Annotated in this window: 19 protein-coding genes; 11 read left to right on the forward strand and 8 right to left on the reverse strand. The window is 63.8% G+C overall.

The window, feature by feature from the left end:
• Window positions 1–384: alcohol dehydrogenase catalytic domain-containing protein (locus WKW80_RS36390; RefSeq protein ID WP_340368423.1), on the reverse strand; the 384-nt coding region annotated here is incomplete at its 3' end.
• A gap of 189 nt (window positions 385–573) precedes the next feature.
• Here WKW80_RS36390 and WKW80_RS36395 point away from each other — a divergent pair.
• The 4 genes from WKW80_RS36395 (at window position 574) to aroQ (ending at window position 3,241) form a co-directional block, all read left to right on the forward strand.
• Window positions 574–942 carry a hypothetical protein gene (locus WKW80_RS36395; protein ID WP_340368424.1) on the forward strand — a complete coding sequence of 123 codons (369 nt, stop codon included), beginning with the start codon at window positions 574–576 and terminating at the stop codon, window positions 940–942.
• A gap of 162 nt (window positions 943–1,104) precedes the next feature.
• Complete coding sequence (locus WKW80_RS36400) at window positions 1,105–1,776, forward strand: hypothetical protein (RefSeq protein ID WP_340368425.1); 672 nt, start codon at window positions 1,105–1,107, stop codon at window positions 1,774–1,776.
• Between the two features lie 136 nt (window positions 1,777–1,912).
• Window positions 1,913–2,746: a shikimate dehydrogenase family protein gene (locus WKW80_RS36405; RefSeq protein ID WP_340368426.1), complete on the forward strand. Its 834-nt coding sequence runs from the start codon at window positions 1,913–1,915 to the stop codon at window positions 2,744–2,746.
• 45 nt (window positions 2,747–2,791) lie between these two features.
• Window positions 2,792–3,241, forward strand: a complete 450-nt coding sequence (aroQ, locus tag WKW80_RS36410; RefSeq protein ID WP_340368427.1) for a type II 3-dehydroquinate dehydratase — start codon at window positions 2,792–2,794, stop codon at window positions 3,239–3,241.
• 371 nt (window positions 3,242–3,612) lie between these two features.
• On the opposite strand, the gene dnaJ is transcribed toward aroQ, so the two are convergent.
• The 7 genes from dnaJ to WKW80_RS36445 all read right to left on the reverse strand — a co-directional run bounded on the left by dnaJ (window position 3,613) and on the right by WKW80_RS36445 (window position 10,724).
• Complete coding sequence (dnaJ, locus tag WKW80_RS36415; RefSeq protein WP_340368428.1) at window positions 3,613–4,749, reverse strand: molecular chaperone DnaJ; 1,137 nt, start codon at window positions 4,747–4,749, stop codon at window positions 3,613–3,615.
• Window positions 4,750–4,838: 89 nt separating this feature from the next.
• Window positions 4,839–6,779 carry a molecular chaperone DnaK gene (gene dnaK, locus WKW80_RS36420; RefSeq protein WP_340368429.1) on the reverse strand — a complete coding sequence of 647 codons (1,941 nt, stop codon included), beginning with the start codon at window positions 6,777–6,779 and terminating at the stop codon, window positions 4,839–4,841.
• 118 nt (window positions 6,780–6,897) lie between these two features.
• The gene (grpE, locus tag WKW80_RS36425) at window positions 6,898–7,470 is read right to left on the reverse strand and encodes a nucleotide exchange factor GrpE (protein ID WP_340368430.1); all 573 of its coding nucleotides are present in this window, start codon (window positions 7,468–7,470) and stop codon (window positions 6,898–6,900) included.
• 285 nt (window positions 7,471–7,755) lie between these two features.
• Window positions 7,756–8,106, reverse strand: a complete 351-nt coding sequence (locus WKW80_RS36430) for an FKBP-type peptidyl-prolyl cis-trans isomerase (protein ID WP_340368431.1) — start codon at window positions 8,104–8,106, stop codon at window positions 7,756–7,758.
• 146 nt (window positions 8,107–8,252) lie between these two features.
• The gene (locus WKW80_RS36435) at window positions 8,253–8,624 is read right to left on the reverse strand and encodes a winged helix-turn-helix transcriptional regulator (protein ID WP_340368432.1); all 372 of its coding nucleotides are present in this window, start codon (window positions 8,622–8,624) and stop codon (window positions 8,253–8,255) included.
• Between the two features lie 145 nt (window positions 8,625–8,769).
• Window positions 8,770–9,633 (reverse strand): archaetidylserine decarboxylase, encoded by an 864-nt coding sequence (gene asd, locus WKW80_RS36440; protein WP_340368433.1) that lies wholly within the window; start codon window positions 9,631–9,633, stop codon window positions 8,770–8,772.
• Between the two features lie 98 nt (window positions 9,634–9,731).
• Window positions 9,732–10,724, reverse strand: coding sequence for a Bug family tripartite tricarboxylate transporter substrate binding protein (locus WKW80_RS36445; protein WP_340368434.1), 993 nt, complete (start codon window positions 10,722–10,724; stop codon window positions 9,732–9,734).
• A gap of 87 nt (window positions 10,725–10,811) precedes the next feature.
• Here WKW80_RS36445 and WKW80_RS36450 point away from each other — a divergent pair, with 87 nt between their 5' ends.
• The 7 genes from WKW80_RS36450 to WKW80_RS36480 are packed head-to-tail and all read left to right on the forward strand — an operon-like array spanning window position 10,812 to window position 14,912.
• A complete protein-coding gene (locus WKW80_RS36450) occupies window positions 10,812–12,284 on the forward strand; it encodes a DUF6402 family protein (protein ID WP_340368435.1) in 1,473 nt (490 codons plus the stop codon).
• A 38-nt stretch (window positions 12,285–12,322) separates the two neighbouring features.
• Window positions 12,323–12,796: a hypothetical protein gene (locus tag WKW80_RS36455; RefSeq protein ID WP_340368436.1), complete on the forward strand. Its 474-nt coding sequence runs from the start codon at window positions 12,323–12,325 to the stop codon at window positions 12,794–12,796.
• A gap of 10 nt (window positions 12,797–12,806) precedes the next feature.
• Complete coding sequence (locus WKW80_RS36460; protein WP_340368437.1) at window positions 12,807–12,941, forward strand: hypothetical protein; 135 nt, start codon at window positions 12,807–12,809, stop codon at window positions 12,939–12,941.
• 48 nt (window positions 12,942–12,989) lie between these two features.
• Entirely contained in the window at window positions 12,990–13,319 is a 330-nt protein-coding gene (locus WKW80_RS36465; RefSeq protein WP_340368438.1) for a hypothetical protein, read from the forward strand.
• 10 nt (window positions 13,320–13,329) lie between these two features.
• Window positions 13,330–13,860 (forward strand): hypothetical protein, encoded by a 531-nt coding sequence (locus tag WKW80_RS36470; RefSeq protein WP_340368439.1) that lies wholly within the window; start codon window positions 13,330–13,332, stop codon window positions 13,858–13,860.
• Between the two features lie 10 nt (window positions 13,861–13,870).
• Window positions 13,871–14,386 carry a hypothetical protein gene (locus WKW80_RS36475; RefSeq protein ID WP_340368440.1) on the forward strand — a complete coding sequence of 172 codons (516 nt, stop codon included), beginning with the start codon at window positions 13,871–13,873 and terminating at the stop codon, window positions 14,384–14,386.
• A gap of 10 nt (window positions 14,387–14,396) precedes the next feature.
• Window positions 14,397–14,912 carry a hypothetical protein gene (locus tag WKW80_RS36480; protein WP_340368441.1) on the forward strand — a complete coding sequence of 172 codons (516 nt, stop codon included), beginning with the start codon at window positions 14,397–14,399 and terminating at the stop codon, window positions 14,910–14,912.
• Window positions 14,913–15,101: the final 189 nt, after the last annotated feature.

Genomic DNA, 15,101 nt, shown 5'->3' on the forward strand with positions numbered 1-15,101 from the left:
GTCCAGGCTGAAGCGGCTGGTGGCGTCGGGCATCAGGCCCTTGCCCTGGGTGCCGCGGATCTGCTGGCACAGGTTGGTCTTGCGGCTCAGGCAGAACTTGCACTGGCGGCACTCGGGGGTGTAGAGGGGGATGACGTGGTCGCCCTTCTTGAGGGTGGTCACGCCCGGGCCGACGTCGACCACGATGCCCGCGCCCTCATGGCCGAGGATGGCGGGAAAGATGCCCTCGGGGTCCGCGCCCGAGAGGGTGTAGTAGTCGGTGTGGCAGATGCCGGTGGCCTTGATCTCGACCAGCACTTCGCCGAACTTCGGGCCCTCGAGGTCGACGGTCTCGATGGTCAGCGGGACGGCGGATTTCCAGGCAACGGCAGCTTTGGTCTTCATGATGGTGGAGGTTGGTCGGAGTGGGGCGACTATAAGACGGGCCCGTTTCCGCGCCGCGGGAGAGCAGGCATTGCGACGTTCAAGATACATTCAGTAAACTTATGTTTCAAATTGTGTCGTACTGCACACCGTTTTTGCCCATCTGGCTGGCACCATCACCCTCAGCGCCAAACCGCATTCACCTGACAGATGAACCACATTTCCGACCGTGCCATGCTGGAGCGTGCCTTGATCGCCATTGAGCAAGTCATGGCCCGCTCCAACGCAGCGTCCCACGCCGACGTGCTTTCCGCAACGCCGGCGCGGGAGGCCGTCACGATGTGCCTGACCTCTGCCGCGGCACTGGTCGACGTGGCCCAGATGCTGCTGCGCGAAGCGCCGGCGCAACCCGCTGAAGTGCTCGCCAGCGAGTGGCAGGCGCTGATCGGCCACACCAAGACCGCCAGCCGCACCGCGCATCAGGCGGTGCTGGTGCTGGCGTCGCAACGGAACCTCGTCGCCGCGCAGGATGGCATCACCATCGCGGAGCCCATGGAAGCCAGCCAACCCGCACACTGATCGATGGCACTGCTCTGCCCGGCCTGCGGGACGGAAAACCGCTCTGTCGCGAAGTTTTGCATCGAGTGCATCGGTGCGCTGCCGATGGATTTCGCGCCGACGCAACTGGCACCACGACCCGCGTCTGGCGATCGAGTGGCATCGGAGGGCATGCCTTCGGCCTTGGCCGCGTTCGCATCGTCCCCGCCGCCGCTGCCAAAAGTCAAGATACGCGCCGGAGCGCCGCCTCAGCCCGAATCGAAGGGGCGAAAAGGCCTGTGGGTCAGTGTTGGCGCACTTGCCATCGCGCTCATCGTCGGCGCGGCGGGTTGGGCAGCGGCGGGCGCGGGGGGGTGGTATATCTACAAGGCCAAGACCGTGCTTGACGAGCGCGAACCGGCGGTGATGCCTCCCCCGGTTTCGGTCGCGGAGCCAGTGCGTGAATCAGCCGCTGCGCCCGGACCTGCACCTGCCTCACCGTCCGCCTCTGCACCCGCCTCTGCATCTGCATCTGCGCCGACGGTAGCGTCAACGCTGGCGCCTGGCGAGACGCTTGTCACCGCCGCGGCCACCAATCGAGGGCAGAAAGCTGCGCTGAAGACGGAGGAACACGCTGACACGCCGGTCGTTGCGACCGCGGCCCGCGCCGTTGAAAAGCCGCGCGCCGCCCCAGCGCGCGTCCACGCTGCCTCGACCCTGGAGAGCGTTTGCGGCGGAATGAACTTCATTGCGGCATCGCGATGCAAAGTCGCCGAGTGTGAAAAGCCCGAATGGCGCCAGGCGACGGAGTGCCGGGCCGTACAGGCGCAGCAGCGCTTGATGGAAGAAAAGCGGAACCCCACGCTGATCAATTGAATCGGGTAAACCCGAAAAAAGACCGATCACCGCGCAAAGGATTGCGTTGATCGATCGACAGATGACGCGGTGGTGTGTACGGCGCCGGCCGCGCCTCCTAAAGTGGCGCCTCCTTTCACACGGAGACATCCTCATCATGATCAGCGGCAAGACCACCCTCATCGCCCACCTCGGCTACCCGACGGAGTCGTTCAAGGCGCCCATGATCTACAACCCGTGGTTCGACCGGAAGGGCATCGACGCTGTCGTGATGCCGATGGGGGTCAAGCCGGACGACTATCCCGCCGTTCTCAAGTCGCTGGCCGCGCTGACCAACCTGCGGGGCGCGCTGGTCACGATGCCGCACAAGGTCACGACGATGAGCCTGGTGGATGAGGTCACCCCGACGGCTCGCATCGCGGGTGCCTGCAACGCCATCCTGAAGCGGCCTGACGGCACGCTGCTCGGCGACCAGTTCGACGGCGCCGGCTTCGTGCGCGGCGTCGAACGCAAGGGCCGCGCGCTCAAGGGTGCGCGCGTGCTCGTGTCCGGCGCGGGTGGTGTCGGGTCGGCCATCGCTGCGTCGCTGGCCGGCGCTGGCGTCGCCGAGTTGTCGCTGTTCGACACGAACACCGCCTCGGTCGAGGCGCTGGCGGACCGTTTGCGCGAACACTATCCCCAACTGGTGGTGAAGACTGGCTCGAAGGACCCGGCCGGCTTCGACGTGGTGGTCAACGCCACGCCGCTCGGCATGAAGGAGGGCGACCCGCTGCCCTTCGACATCGATCGCATCGCGCCCACGACCTTCGTCGGCGAGGTGGTCATGAAGTCCGAATACACGCCGCTGCTGCAAGCCGCCAAGGACAAGGGCTGCGCGATCCAGGTCGGCACCGACATGCTGTTCGAGATGATCCCTGCGTACCTCGAGTTCTTCGGCTACGGCACGAGCACGCCGGACGAATTGCGTGCGACCGCCCAGATCCAGTACTGAATCGGGGCTCGTCCTCGCACAGCAACTCACGACAATGTCAAGACCATGAAAAAAATCCTCGTCCTCAACGGCCCCAACCTCAACCTGCTCGGCACGCGCGAACCTGCGCAATACGGCTACGAAACGCTGGCCGATGTCGAGCGCATGTGCGCGGAAGCAGGCGCGAAGCTCGGTGTCGAGATCGAGTGCCGCCAGTCGAACCACGAAGGCCAGCTGGTCGACTGGATTCATGAGGCCGGCCGCGAGATTGCGGCGGGCAACATGATCGGCGTGGTGATGAACCCGGGTGCCTACACGCACACCTCGATCGCGCTGCATGACGCGATCAAGGGCGCCAGCGTGACGCTGATCGAGCTGCACATCTCCAACGTGCACGCGCGCGAGGAGTTCCGCCACCACTCGTACATTTCGCCCGCGGCGCGCGGAATCATCGTGGGGCTTGGCGTGAAGGGTTATCCGCTGGCCATCGAAGCGCTGGTGCGCCTCGCCGCGTAAACGTCACTCGCCAGGAATCGGAAACGCCGGGGAACTCACTTACGCGCTGAGCTCGGACGGTCGGTCTTGCTGCGTTCGGGGTGCGTGCCGAGGACACCGGGTATCCCCCTCCGCGAATGTCCCCCGGCCTGTGGCCTCCTCCTTTATTTCGCTGCGGGGGACACCCGATGCCCTCGGCACGTGGAACGGTCGGTGGTGCCGGCCGATCAACGGCTGCGCTGCTGGATCACGTCGATGGTGTGCCCTGCGCAGCGAAATAAAGGAGGAGGCGGCAGCCGCAGGCTGATGGCGGGGGACATTCGCGGAGCAGGGGACGCCGTCGGCGTGATCCCGCCCCCAACGCAAGCACCGCCTGGCAAAGCCCAGCAGTGCTAGCTGAAAAACTCCTTGGCCCGGTCGAACCAGCCCTTGTCCGTCGGGCTGTGCTTGTTGCCGCCCTTCTTGAGCGACTCGTCGAGTTCCTTCACCAGCTTGCGCTGGTGCTCGGTGAGCTTCACCGGCGTCTCGACGCGCACGTGGCAATACAGGTCGCCCGGGTATGACGAGCGCACGCCCTTGATGCCCTTGCCGCGCAGGCGGAACTGCTTTCCGCTTTGCGTGCCTTCGGGAATGTCGATGGCTGCCGCGCCCTTGAGCGTGGGCACGTTGATCTCGCCGCCAAGCGCGGCCGTCGTCATGCTCACCGGCACGACGCAATGCAGGTCGTCGCCCTCGCGCTCGAACAGGTCATGCTTCTTGAGGCGGATCTCGATGTAGAGGTCGCCGGGCGGCCCACCGTTGGTACCAGGCTCGCCGTTGCCGGTGCTGCGGATGCGCATGCCGTCGTCGATGCCGGCCGGGATCTTCACTTCCAGCGTCTTGTTGTTCTTGATCTTGCCCTGGCCGTGGCAGGTGGCGCACGGCTCCGGGATGATCTTGCCGCTGCCATGGCACTGCGGGCAGGTCTGCTGCACGCTGAAGAAGCCCTGGCGCATCTGCACGGCGCCCTGCCCGTGGCAGGTGGTGCAGGTGATCGGCTTGGTGCCGGGCTTGGCGCCGCTGCCGTGGCAGGTGCCGCACTCGTCCCAGCTCGGGATGCGGATCTGCGAGTCCTTGCCTTCGGCCGCTTCCTCGAGCGTGACCTCCATTGCGTAGCTCAGGTCGCTGCCGCGGAATACCTGACGGCCACCGCCGCCGCGCCCGCCGCGTCCGCCACCGAACACGTCGCCGAAGATGTCGCCGAACGCTTCCGCAAATCCGCCGAAACCTTCCGCGCCCGGGCCGCCGCGCATGTTCGGATCCACGCCCGCATGGCCGTACTGGTCGTACGCGGCGCGCTTGTGGCTGTCCGACAGCATTTCGTAGGCCTCCTTGACCTCCTTGAATTTGATCTCGGCGTCCTTGCTGTCGCCGTGATTGCGGTCAGGGTGGTGCTTCATCGCGAGCTTGCGATAAGCCTTCTTGATCTCTTCCTCGCTTGCGTTCTTGGGGACGCCGAGGGTTTCGTAGTAGTCGCGTTTGGTAGCCATGGTCAGTGCTCAGGCGGTCTTCTTCTCAACAAGCGGAAAAGGCTGGATCACCCGGGGAGGTGTTCCAGCCTTGCATCAGGGCCGTGTGATCAGCCCTTCTTTACTTCCTTGACTTCGGCGTCCACGACGTTGTCGTCGGCCGGCGCGCTGTTCGCGGCATGTTCCGCACCAGCACCCGGGCCACCGGCTGCAGCGCCTGCGGCAGCTTGCGCGTCGGCGTACATCTTCTCGCCGAGCTTCTGGCTCGCTGTCATGAGCGTCGCGGTCTTTTCCTCGATCGCGGACTTGTCGTCGCCCTTCAGGGCTTCTTCGACTTCCTTGATCGCGGCTTCGATCTTTTCCTTTTCGCCGGCTTCCAGCTTGTCGCCGTGTTCGCCGAGCGACTTCTTCACGCTGTGCACCATGGCTTCGCCCTGGTTGCGGGCCTGCACCACTTCGACCTTCTTCTTGTCTTCGGCGGCGTTGAGTTCGGCGTCCTTCACCATCTTCTGGATCTCGTCCTCGGACAGGCCGGAGTTCGCCTTGATGGTGATCTTGTTTTCCTTGCCGGTGCCCTTGTCCTTGGCGCCGACGTGCAGGATGCCGTTGGCGTCAATGTCGAAGCTCACTTCGATCTGCGGCGTGCCGCGCGATGCCGGCGGGATGCCTTCGAGGTTGAACTCGCCGAGCAGCTTGTTGCCGGTCGCGATCTCACGCTCGCCCTGGAACACCTTGATCGTCACTGCGGGCTGGTTGTCTTCGGCCGTCGAGAAGGTCTGCGCGAACTTGGTCGGGATCGTGGTGTTCTTCGTGATCATCTTGGTCATCACGCCGCCCATCGTCTCGATGCCGAGCGACAGCGGGGTCACGTCCAGCAGCAGCACGTCCTTGCGGTCGCCCGACAGCACCTGACCTTGAATCGCGGCGCCGACGGCCACGGCTTCGTCAGGGTTCACGTCCTTGCGCGGTTCCTTGCCGAAGAACTCCTTGACCTTTTCCTGCACCTTGGGCATGCGGGTCATGCCGCCCACCAGGATCACGTCGCTGATGTCGCTCGCGCTCACGCCGGCATCCTTGATGGCGGTGCGGCAGGGGGCGATGGTGCGCTCGATCAGTTCCTCGACCAGCGACTCGAACTTGGCACGCGTGAGCTTGATGTTCAGGTGCTTCGGGCCCGAGGCGTCGGCCGTGATGTAGGGCAGGTTGACGTCGGTCGCCGGGCTGTTCGACAGCTCGATCTTGGCCTTCTCGGCGGCTTCCTTCAGGCGCTGCAGGGCCAGCACGTCCTTGCTCAGGTCGACGCCTTGTTCCTTCTTGAACTCGCCGATGATGTAGTCGATGACGCGCTGGTCGAAGTCCTCGCCGCCGAGGAAGGTGTCGCCGTTGGTCGACAGCACTTCGAACTGCTTCTCGCCGTCGACGTCGGCGATTTCGATGATCGAGATGTCGAAGGTGCCGCCGCCGAGGTCATAGACGGCGATCTTGCGGTCGCGCTTGTCCTGCTTGTCGAGGCCGAAGGCCAGTGCCGCGGCCGTGGGCTCGTTGATGATGCGCTTGACGTCGAGGCCGGCGATGCGGCCGGCGTCCTTGGTGGCTTGGCGCTGGCTGTCGTTGAAGTAGGCCGGCACCGTGATCACGGCTTCGGTCACGGTTTCGCCGAGGTAGTCTTCGGCGGTCTTCTTCATCTTGCGCAGCACTTCGGCGCTGATCTGCTGCGGTGCGAGCTTCTTGCCGCGCACTTCCACCCAGGCGTCGCCGTTGTCGGCCTTGGTGATCGTGTAGGGCATCAGGTCGATGTCCTTCTGCACTTCTTTTTCGTCGAACTTGCGGCCGATCAGGCGCTTGACGGCGTACAGCGTGTTGCGGGGGTTCGTCACGGCCTGGCGCTTGGCCGAGGCGCCGACCAGCACTTCACCGTCTTCCTGGTAAGCCACGATCGACGGCGTGGTGCGCGCACCTTCCGAGTTCTCGATCACACGCGTGGTGTTGCCTTCCATGATCGACACGCACGAATTGGTGGTGCCGAGGTCGATGCCGATGATTCTGCCCATGGTGATTGCTCCTCAAATCTGAAAGGTTAGGTTGTGATGAACATGTGGATAACTACGCCGGAATCAAGGGATGAAGCGTGGGTTTCCTGTGGATTCGTCTGTATGGAACAGGGGTGGATCAGCTCGCGGCGCTGACCGTGACGAGTGCGGGGCGCAGCACGCGCTCGGCGATCGTGTAGCCCTTTTGCAGCACCGTGACGATGGTGTTGGCTTCCTGCTCGGGCGCCGGCACGACCGAGATGGCCTGGTGCTGGTGCGGATCGAACTTGCTGCCGGCAGCCGGCGCGATCTCGATGACCTTGTTGCGCTCCAGCGCGCTCTTGAGTTGGCGCAGCGTGGCTTCGGCGCCTTCGCGGATCTGCTCGGGCGTGGCGTCGGCGATGGCCAGGCCGGCTTCGAGGCTGTCGGTCACGGGCAGCAGGCTTTCCGCGAATGCTTCGACCGCGAACTTGCGCGCCTTGGTGATTTCTTCGTCGGCGCGGCGGCGTGCGTTCTGGACGTCGGCCTGGGCTCGCAGGATCTGGTCCTTCAGCGCGGCGTTTTCGGCCTGCAGCGTGGCCACTTCGGCCTGTGCGACGGTCAGGGCGTCTTGCGCCTCGGCTGCGGTCGCGGCTTGCGCGGCTTCAAGCTCTTCAGGGCTGGGTTCGCCCGTGAGTTGATAAGGATCGATGGGGGTTGTTTCTGCGGACATGGTCTAAAAACAGTGGATTCCGCCCGAAATGGGGCCGCTTGGAGCCGTTTCAAGCAAAAAAATGCGTCCAACGGACGCTTTTAGGCCCGGTGAAGAATTTTCCAGAAACACCGCGGAACCGGCTTTGCCGGGCCGCTGGTGTTGCCCCCGGCAGGGGGTAGGAGGAGCGCACGAAGTGCGCGGAGCCTGGGGGCGAGCAACAATTTCTCCGGGCCGCTGGTGTTGCCCCCGGCAGGGGGAGGGAGGAGCGCACGAAGTGCGCGAAGCCTGGGGGCGAGCCAAATTTCAGTGCGTGTCGAGCAGTTCGACGTCGAACTTGAGCGTGGCGTTCGGCGGGATCACGCCACCGGCGCCGCGGGCACCGTAGCCCAGGGAGGCCGGGATGATCAGCGTGCGCTGGCCGCCGATCTTCATGCCGGCCACGCCTTCGTCCCAGCCCTTGATGACCTGGCCGGCGCCCAGCGAGAACGCGAAGGGGTCGTTGCGGTCGCGGCTCGAATCGAACTTGGCGCCTTGCACGCCGTCGTTGAAGAGCCAGCCGGTGTAGTGAACGTGCACGTGGTGGCCGGCTTTCGCTTCGGCGCCGTCGCCGGTCTTGGTGTCTTCGTATTGCAGGCCGGAGGGGGTGGTGGGCATGGAGGTCTCCTGGATCGTCGGAAAATGCGAGCCGCGCAGTTTAACGGCCAGCGACTCTCCCCGGCGGGCAACCATCCGCCCGGCACGACCACTCGGCCGGCGCTACCACCGCGCACAGCGCGACCTACGCCGCGCGAATGCCGGCGCTATTTCGGGAGGGGTACGGCGTTAGCGGTAGTAGTAGTAGCAGCAGCAGCAGCAGCGGCTGCCGCCGCCTTCTTGGCCGGCCCGCCTTGCCACTTGCCGGCAAAAGCCTGCAGGTCCGACAGGCGCTTGAGGAGGTCTTGCCCGCTGAGCGTCAGGCTGTAGCCGTCGGGACCGTGATTCACGATGCCTGCCTCGCGCAGTTCCTTGATGCGGGTGTTCAGCGTATTGGGCGTGATGCCGCCGACGCTGTCTTGCAGCAAGCGGAAGGTTTGCGCATGGCCGTCGCGCAAAGCCCAGAGCACGCGCAGGGCGTATCGGGCTTCGAGCAGTGCCAGCAACTGGCTGACGGCTGCGTTTTCCTTCATGCTCATCGAGATCGTCTCCTCGGGGAAGCGGCGGGCTGCTGACGGTTGCTGGGACCGCTCGGGCCGGCCGGCGACTATATCGCAGAAGGCGATGTGCTACAAGTTTTATAGCTGCCAAAGCCCACTGGCTGCGGGCTGTGGCGCAGAAGCCTCAATTTGGATCGGGCAATGCGGCTCGATTGGCCATGATTTCGCCAAGCCGAACCGGACGCGCCGGCGTCCATACCGGGCTGAACGCGAGCGGCGGGTTCGGGAACAACAAGACGACCGTCGAGCCCAGCAGGAATCGGCCCATTTCCTCGCCTTGACGCAGCACGATCTGCTGGTCGTCGTAGCGCCATTCGCGTACTTCGCCGGTGCGCGACGGATTGACCACGCCATGCCACGTCGTCTGCATGCTGCCGACGATGGTCGCACCCACCAGCACCAGCACGAAGGCGCCGAGTGCGGACTCGAACAGGCAGATCACGCGCTCGTTTCGCGCGAACAGTCCCGGCACGCCGCGCGCGGTGGTCGGGTTGACCGAGAACAGGTCGCCCGGCACATAGGTCATGCGCAGCAGCCGGCCGGTGCAGGGCATGTGGATGCGGTGGTAATCCTTCGGGCTCAGGTAGATCGTCGCAAAGCTGCCGTTGGTGAACTGCGCGGCCAGGTCGGCGTCGCCAGCCAGGAGCGCGGCGCAGCTGTAGAGATGGCCCTTGGCCTGGAAGATCTGGTCGCCGTCGATGGGGCCGAACTGGCTGATGGCGCCGTCCACCGGACAGACAAGGTCGGCCTTGGCCAGCGGTCGGGCGCCGGGCTTGAGTGCCCGCGTGAAGAACTCGTTGAAGCTCTTGTAGTGGTGGATGTCGCTGTCGAGCGCCTCGCTCATGTTCACGCCGTACTTGGCCACGAAGCGCTTGATGATCCAGGTCGTGACCCGTCCGCGCTCCTTGCTTGCGACCCAGCCTGCAAAAGTGGTCAGCGCCTGCTGGGGGATCAGGTACTGGGGCAAGACGGCGGTGCGGTCGGACACGATGTAATTATTCTGGAATGCGAAGCGAGGGGTCGCATTCTATAAACCGTGCCCCCGCGTTCCCCGGCCGCGAGGCCCCGTGGCCGTAGGTGTTTCCGCTACTCGGCCTTGATATTGGCGGCCTTGATGACGGCAGCCCACTTGTCCACTTCGGCCTTCTGGAAGGCCGCGATCTGCGTGGTGGTCATGTCGGCTGGCGCCATGCCGAAGCTCGCGAGCTTGTCTTGCATCTCGCTCTTCGCAAGGATCTTGCGGATCTCGGAATGCAGGCGGTCGACGATGGGCGCAGGCGTGCCGGCGGGCACGAAGATGGCCTGCCACGACACCACCTCGAAGTCCTTGAGGCCGGTGATGCCGGACTCGGCCACGGTCGGCACGTCCGGCAGCGACGCGAGCCGCTTCGACGAAGTCACCGCGATGGCGCGCAGTTTGCCGCTCTGGATGTGCGGGCCGGCGACGATGGTCGTGTCGAACATCATGTCGACCTGGCCGCCGATCACGTCCTGGATGGCCGGGCCGCTGCCCTTGTACGGGATGTGCGTGAACTTCACGCCCGACTTGTAGGCCAGCAGCTCCATCGCCAGGTGCTGCGACGTGCCGGTGCCCGCCGATGCCGACGAGAGGCCGCCGGAAGCCGCCTTGGCCTTGCTGGCGTCCACCACGTCTTTCAGGGTCTTGTACGGACTGGCCTGGTTCACCACCAGCACCACCGGGTTGGTGCCGATGAGCGTGACCGGCGCGAACGACTTGATCGGGTCGTAGCCCAGCTTGGGATACAGGCTCACGTTGATCGCGTGCGAACTGATGGTGCCGCCCAGCAGCGTGTAGCCGTCGGGGGCGGCGCGCGCCGCGATTTCGGAGCCGACGCTGCCACCCGCGCCACCCTTGTTGTCGATGATGACCGAGGTGCCCAGCGCGGCGCCAAGCTGCTGCGCGATCAGGCGGCCCAACACGTCGGTGGTGCCTCCGGCAGGGAAGGGCACCAGGTAGGTGATGGTCTTGCCCGTGGGCCACGTGCCTTGCGCGAAGGCGGGCAGGGCGCTGGCGGCGAGCGTTGCGATGGCGGACTGGACGAGGGTGCGGCGTTGCATGGGGATGTCTCCGAAAGTTCGGTCTGCAAGAAAGGGCCTGCGGGTGGCGCTATTGTTTTCTTGGCATCTTGCGAGCAATCGACTGCGTTGCAAAGTAGATTCTGGCCGCAGGCCCCATGCCGCCGAGTATCCCGCCTTCTTTTGACTCATTGCTACCACCTCGCCGGCCGTGGCGCGTCTGGTAGTCTCGATAGACCAAAAAAGAATCAGGGAAGAAAAATGAGCGGGACTACCTACAGGGAAGTCGGCCGATTCGAGTTCGGCAAAAACGGCAAAGTGATCCTGAGCAAGTCGGACGCACCGGTCACGTACTACAAGGTCAATTGGCTTCTATGGACCTGGGTCGCATGCGCTGCACAGGACAAGAAGGGATGCGCGGCACTGGAGAAATCCTCCCTGTCGCTGGACCGGCCACCGCCACCCTTGCGCGGCCACCCCGCGCCGCCAGCGGCCCCTGTGCCACCACCCAAGACCCGGGAGCAATTGCAGGCCGAGCGCAACCAGAGGTTGGTGAAAAACGTGCTCAAGGTCGGCGATGCGATGCATGACTGGTGGACCAAGCCGACGCCCTCGCTCTTTCCTCCACGACAGTCCGGGCCGTTTCCATCGCTGGCACCTGCGCCGGCCGAGCCGGTCATCCCGCCGTTCGACATTCAGGAAATTCCAGATGTCATGGAAAAGACCAAGCGGCCGGTGTCGGCCAAGATGATGCGGCACTGGTTTGCGGGGCAATCCAATTACTCGCTGACGCTGAAGGACGCGACCAACGCGATCGACCACAACGGAAGGCCCTTTCCGCGCAGCATGATCGACCAGACCATCATCAAACTGGACTGGGTGCTGGGCTTTGCCCGGGCCAGGGAGAAATATGACGAACTGGTCGGGAAGGGCATTTATAAGGGCAAGGCAGAGGGCGAACTTCACGGCAAGCTGCAACGGTTTTTTCGCAACGGATTGCCGGCCGTCCTGCGGTGCGCGGACGCGCTGGCCGAATGCGGCGGCGATGTCCATCGGCTGCATCCTTCCTTTCAGTTCCAGATGACACCTGTTGATGTGGCCTGGTCCGAAAAAGCCGCCCTGCTCGCCAAGGAGAAGTTCGGCATCGCGATGGCTCCCGACGACCTGACAGGCGCACTCGGTTCTTTCTACATCTACGCGGCCATCGGCGATTTCGTGGTGGACCGCAATGGTGCCGCCACCGTGGAATCCATCTACGTCTACGTGCGCGATTCGTATTCCTTCCTCGATTCCGGCGATCCGCATGATCTGCTGGCTCGTGTGGCGGATGCGTTGGGTGCGTCCCAGTATCTGGGCCACTGGAACCAGAACGGCGTCTACCTCGCGCCCCTGCCATTGCAGGGCGACAGCCCGGCACTGCGGGCGATCAGAGCACCGCTGGTGGACATCGACAAAAGCATCTACGACAAAGGCGCGGTGATGTACCCGGTGACGAACAAGAGCTTTCGCGACTGGCGCGACAGGCATGGCCAAGGTGGCGAATTCATCGCCTATTCGGACGTGAAGAAGGTCTGGATTCGACCGATCAAGGTGCAACTGTGACGGCGTCCCCCTTCACCTTCTTCAACGAGGAGTACTACGTGCGCTTCGGCGTCTGGCTGCTTTGCGTACCCGTGATCGCGTGGATGCTCTTCGCGTCGCCGTGGATCATCTTCAGGCGGCTGGAAGGCTGCAAGCAGCGCGCCATCGCACGCGCCAAAAAGATCGGGCGCTGGTTGCTGATCATGATCGTTGTCTACGTCGCTGAAGGCGCGCTCGGCCGGACCTTAGCCCGCGGCTGCTATGCCGCAGACGAACCACGCTCTCCCGATGGCCTGTACGAAATGGAAGTCTGCTACATGGCCGGCAACGCCCAAGACGGCGGGTTCGATGGCCTTGTACGGCTTCGCTCCGCAATGGACGGCACTATCCTCGCCGAGGCCGATGTTCACAACCCAAGCATCACTTGGGTCTCTTGGAATACGAACAAGGTCGTTGTCGGGATCGGCGACGGGTCCGCGTCCATCAACTTGCCACCTTCATGGCTGGACCGCCTGCGGGCCAAGCTGCCTTGAAGGTGCAGCTGTGACAGCATCCCCCTTCACCCTCTTCGACGAGGTGTACTGCGTGCGCTTCGGCGTCTGGCTGCTTTGCGTGCCCGTGATCGCGTGGATGCTCTTCGCGTCGCCGTGGATCATCCTCAGGCGGCTGGAAGGCTAGGAGCGGGCCATCGCACGCGCCAAAAAGATTGGGCGATGGCTGCTGATCATGATCGTTAACTACGTCGCTGAAGGTGCGTTGGGCCGGACTTTGACCCGCGACTGCTATGCCGCAAACAAACCACGCTCTCCCGATGGCCTGTACGAAATGGAAGTCTGTTACATAGCAGGCAACGCCCAAGACGGCGGGTTCGATGGCATTGCTCGGCTTCGCTCGGCAAAGGACGGCACTGTCCTGGCCGAAGCAGAGGTTCACAACCCGAGTATTTCTCAGGTCTATTGGGAGGCGAACGACGTCAGTGTCGGGGCCGGCGACGGGTACGCGTCCATCAACTTACCGCCTTCATGGCTGGATCGCCTGCGCGCCAAGCTGCCATGAAGGTGCAACTGTGACGGCGAAACGCTTTGTCTTCTTCAACGAGGATTGCTACCTGCGCTTCGGCTGGTGGCTGCTTTGCGTGCCCGTAATCGTGTGGATGCTCTTCGGGTCGCCATGGATCCTCTTCAGGCAGATGGAAGGCCGCAAGGAGCGCGCCATCGCACGCGCCAAAAAGATCGGGCGATGGCTGATGATCATGATCGTTCTCTACGTCGCTCAGGGCGTGCTGGATCGGGCCTTCGCCCGCCGCGACTGCGCTGTCGGCGAAGAGGGACGTTCCCCCGACGGCTTATACGAACTGGAAATCTGCTTCATGGCTGGCAGGCCCCAAGACGGTAGCTTTGACACTCTTGCACGGCTTCGCTCGGCGAAGGACGGCACTGTGCTGGTCGAAGCAGAGGTTCATAACCCGAGTATCTCTCGGGTCCATTGGAACTATTGGGGTGAAAGGCACCGCGTGCATGTGGGGGCCGGTGACGGAAGTGTGAATATCGCCTTGCCTCCTTCATGGCTAGATCGCCTGCGGGCCAAAGTGCCGTGAAGGTGCAACTGTGGCGGCGTCCCCCTTCACCTTCTTCAACGAGGAGTACTACCTGCACTTCGGTTCCTGGCTGCTTTGCGTGCCCGTAATCGCGTGGATGCTCTTCGCGTCGCCGTGGATCATCTTCAGGCGGCTTGACGGCTGCAAGCAGCGCGCCATCGCACGCGCCAAGAAGATCGGGCGATGGTTGCTGATCATGATCGCTATCTACGCCGCTGAAGGCGTGTTGGGCCGGACTTTGAACAGCGACTGCTATGCCGCAGACGAACCACGCTCTCCCGATGGCCTGTACGAAATGGAAGTCTGCTACATGGCAGGCAACGCCCAAGACGGCGAGTTCGATGGCCTTGTACGGCTTCGCTCAGCAAAGGACGGCACGATCCTCGCCGAGGCCGATGTTCACAACCCAAGGATCACTTGGGTCTCTTGGAATGCGAACAAGGTCGTTGTCGGGATCGGCAGTGGGTCCGCGTCCATCAACTTGCCGCCTTCATGGCTGGATCGCCTGCGGGCCAAGCTGCCTTGAAGGTGCAGCTGTGACAGCATCCCCCTTCACCCTCTTCGACGAGGTGTACTACGTGCGCTTCGGCGTCTGGCTGCTTTGCGTACCCGTGATCGCGTGGATGCTCTTCGCGTCGCCGTGGATCATCTTCAGGCGGCTGGATGGCTGCAAGGAGCGCGCCAGCGCACGCGCCAAAAAGATCGGGCGATGGCTGCTGATCATGATCGTTGTCTACGTCGCTGAAGGCGCGCTCGGCCGGACCTTAGCCCGCGGCTGCTATGCCGCAGACGAACCACGCTCTCCCGATGGCCTGTACGAAATGGAAGTCTGCTACATGGCCGGCAACGCCCAAGACGGCGAATTCGATGGCCTTGTACGGCTTCGCTCCGCAAAGGACGGCACTATCCTCGCCGAGGCCGATGTTCACAACCCAAGCATCACTTGGGTCTATTGGGAGGCGAACGAGGCCACTGTCGGGAAAGGCAGTGGGTCCGCATCCATCAACTTGCCGCCTTCATGGCTGGACCGCCTGCGGGCCAAGCTGCCCTGAAGGTGCAACTGTGACGGCGCTTCCATTTGAGGATGACCACCTGCGCCAGGGTTTCGGTCTAGTCAGGTCACTGGCGCCGGGTTGAACAGCACCAGCGCGTTGTGCAGCTTCCACTGCTCGGCCCAGGTCTTCTTGCGGCCGCTGGCCACCTCGAGCATCAGCTGGAACATCTCCCAGCCCACGTCGGCG

It is taken from the genome of Variovorax humicola, from assembly GCF_037889915.1.
Classification (GTDB): Bacteria; Pseudomonadota; Gammaproteobacteria; order Burkholderiales; family Burkholderiaceae_C; genus Variovorax; species Variovorax humicola.

Excerpts from the sequence above, each read along its gene's own strand:
- WKW80_RS36395 (WP_340368424.1), top strand. The coding sequence starts at position 574 with ATGAACCACATTTCCGACCGTGCCATGCTGGAGCGTGCCTTGATCGCC.
- WKW80_RS36405 (WP_340368426.1), top strand. The coding sequence starts at position 1,913 with ATGATCAGCGGCAAGACCACCCTCATCGCCCACCTCGGCTACCCGACG.
- aroQ (WP_340368427.1), top strand. The coding sequence starts at position 2,792 with ATGAAAAAAATCCTCGTCCTCAACGGCCCCAACCTCAACCTGCTCGGC.
- dnaJ (WP_340368428.1), bottom strand. The coding sequence starts at position 4,749 with ATGGCTACCAAACGCGACTACTACGAAACCCTCGGCGTCCCCAAGAAC.
- dnaK (WP_340368429.1), bottom strand. The coding sequence starts at position 6,779 with ATGGGCAGAATCATCGGCATCGACCTCGGCACCACCAATTCGTGCGTG.
- grpE (WP_340368430.1), bottom strand. The coding sequence starts at position 7,470 with ATGTCCGCAGAAACAACCCCCATCGATCCTTATCAACTCACGGGCGAA.
- WKW80_RS36430 (WP_340368431.1), bottom strand. The coding sequence starts at position 8,106 with ATGCCCACCACCCCCTCCGGCCTGCAATACGAAGACACCAAGACCGGC.
- WKW80_RS36435 (WP_340368432.1), bottom strand. The coding sequence starts at position 8,624 with ATGAGCATGAAGGAAAACGCAGCCGTCAGCCAGTTGCTGGCACTGCTC.
- WKW80_RS36445 (WP_340368434.1), bottom strand. The coding sequence starts at position 10,724 with ATGCAACGCCGCACCCTCGTCCAGTCCGCCATCGCAACGCTCGCCGCC.
- WKW80_RS36465 (WP_340368438.1), top strand. The coding sequence starts at position 12,990 with ATGATCGTTAACTACGTCGCTGAAGGTGCGTTGGGCCGGACTTTGACC.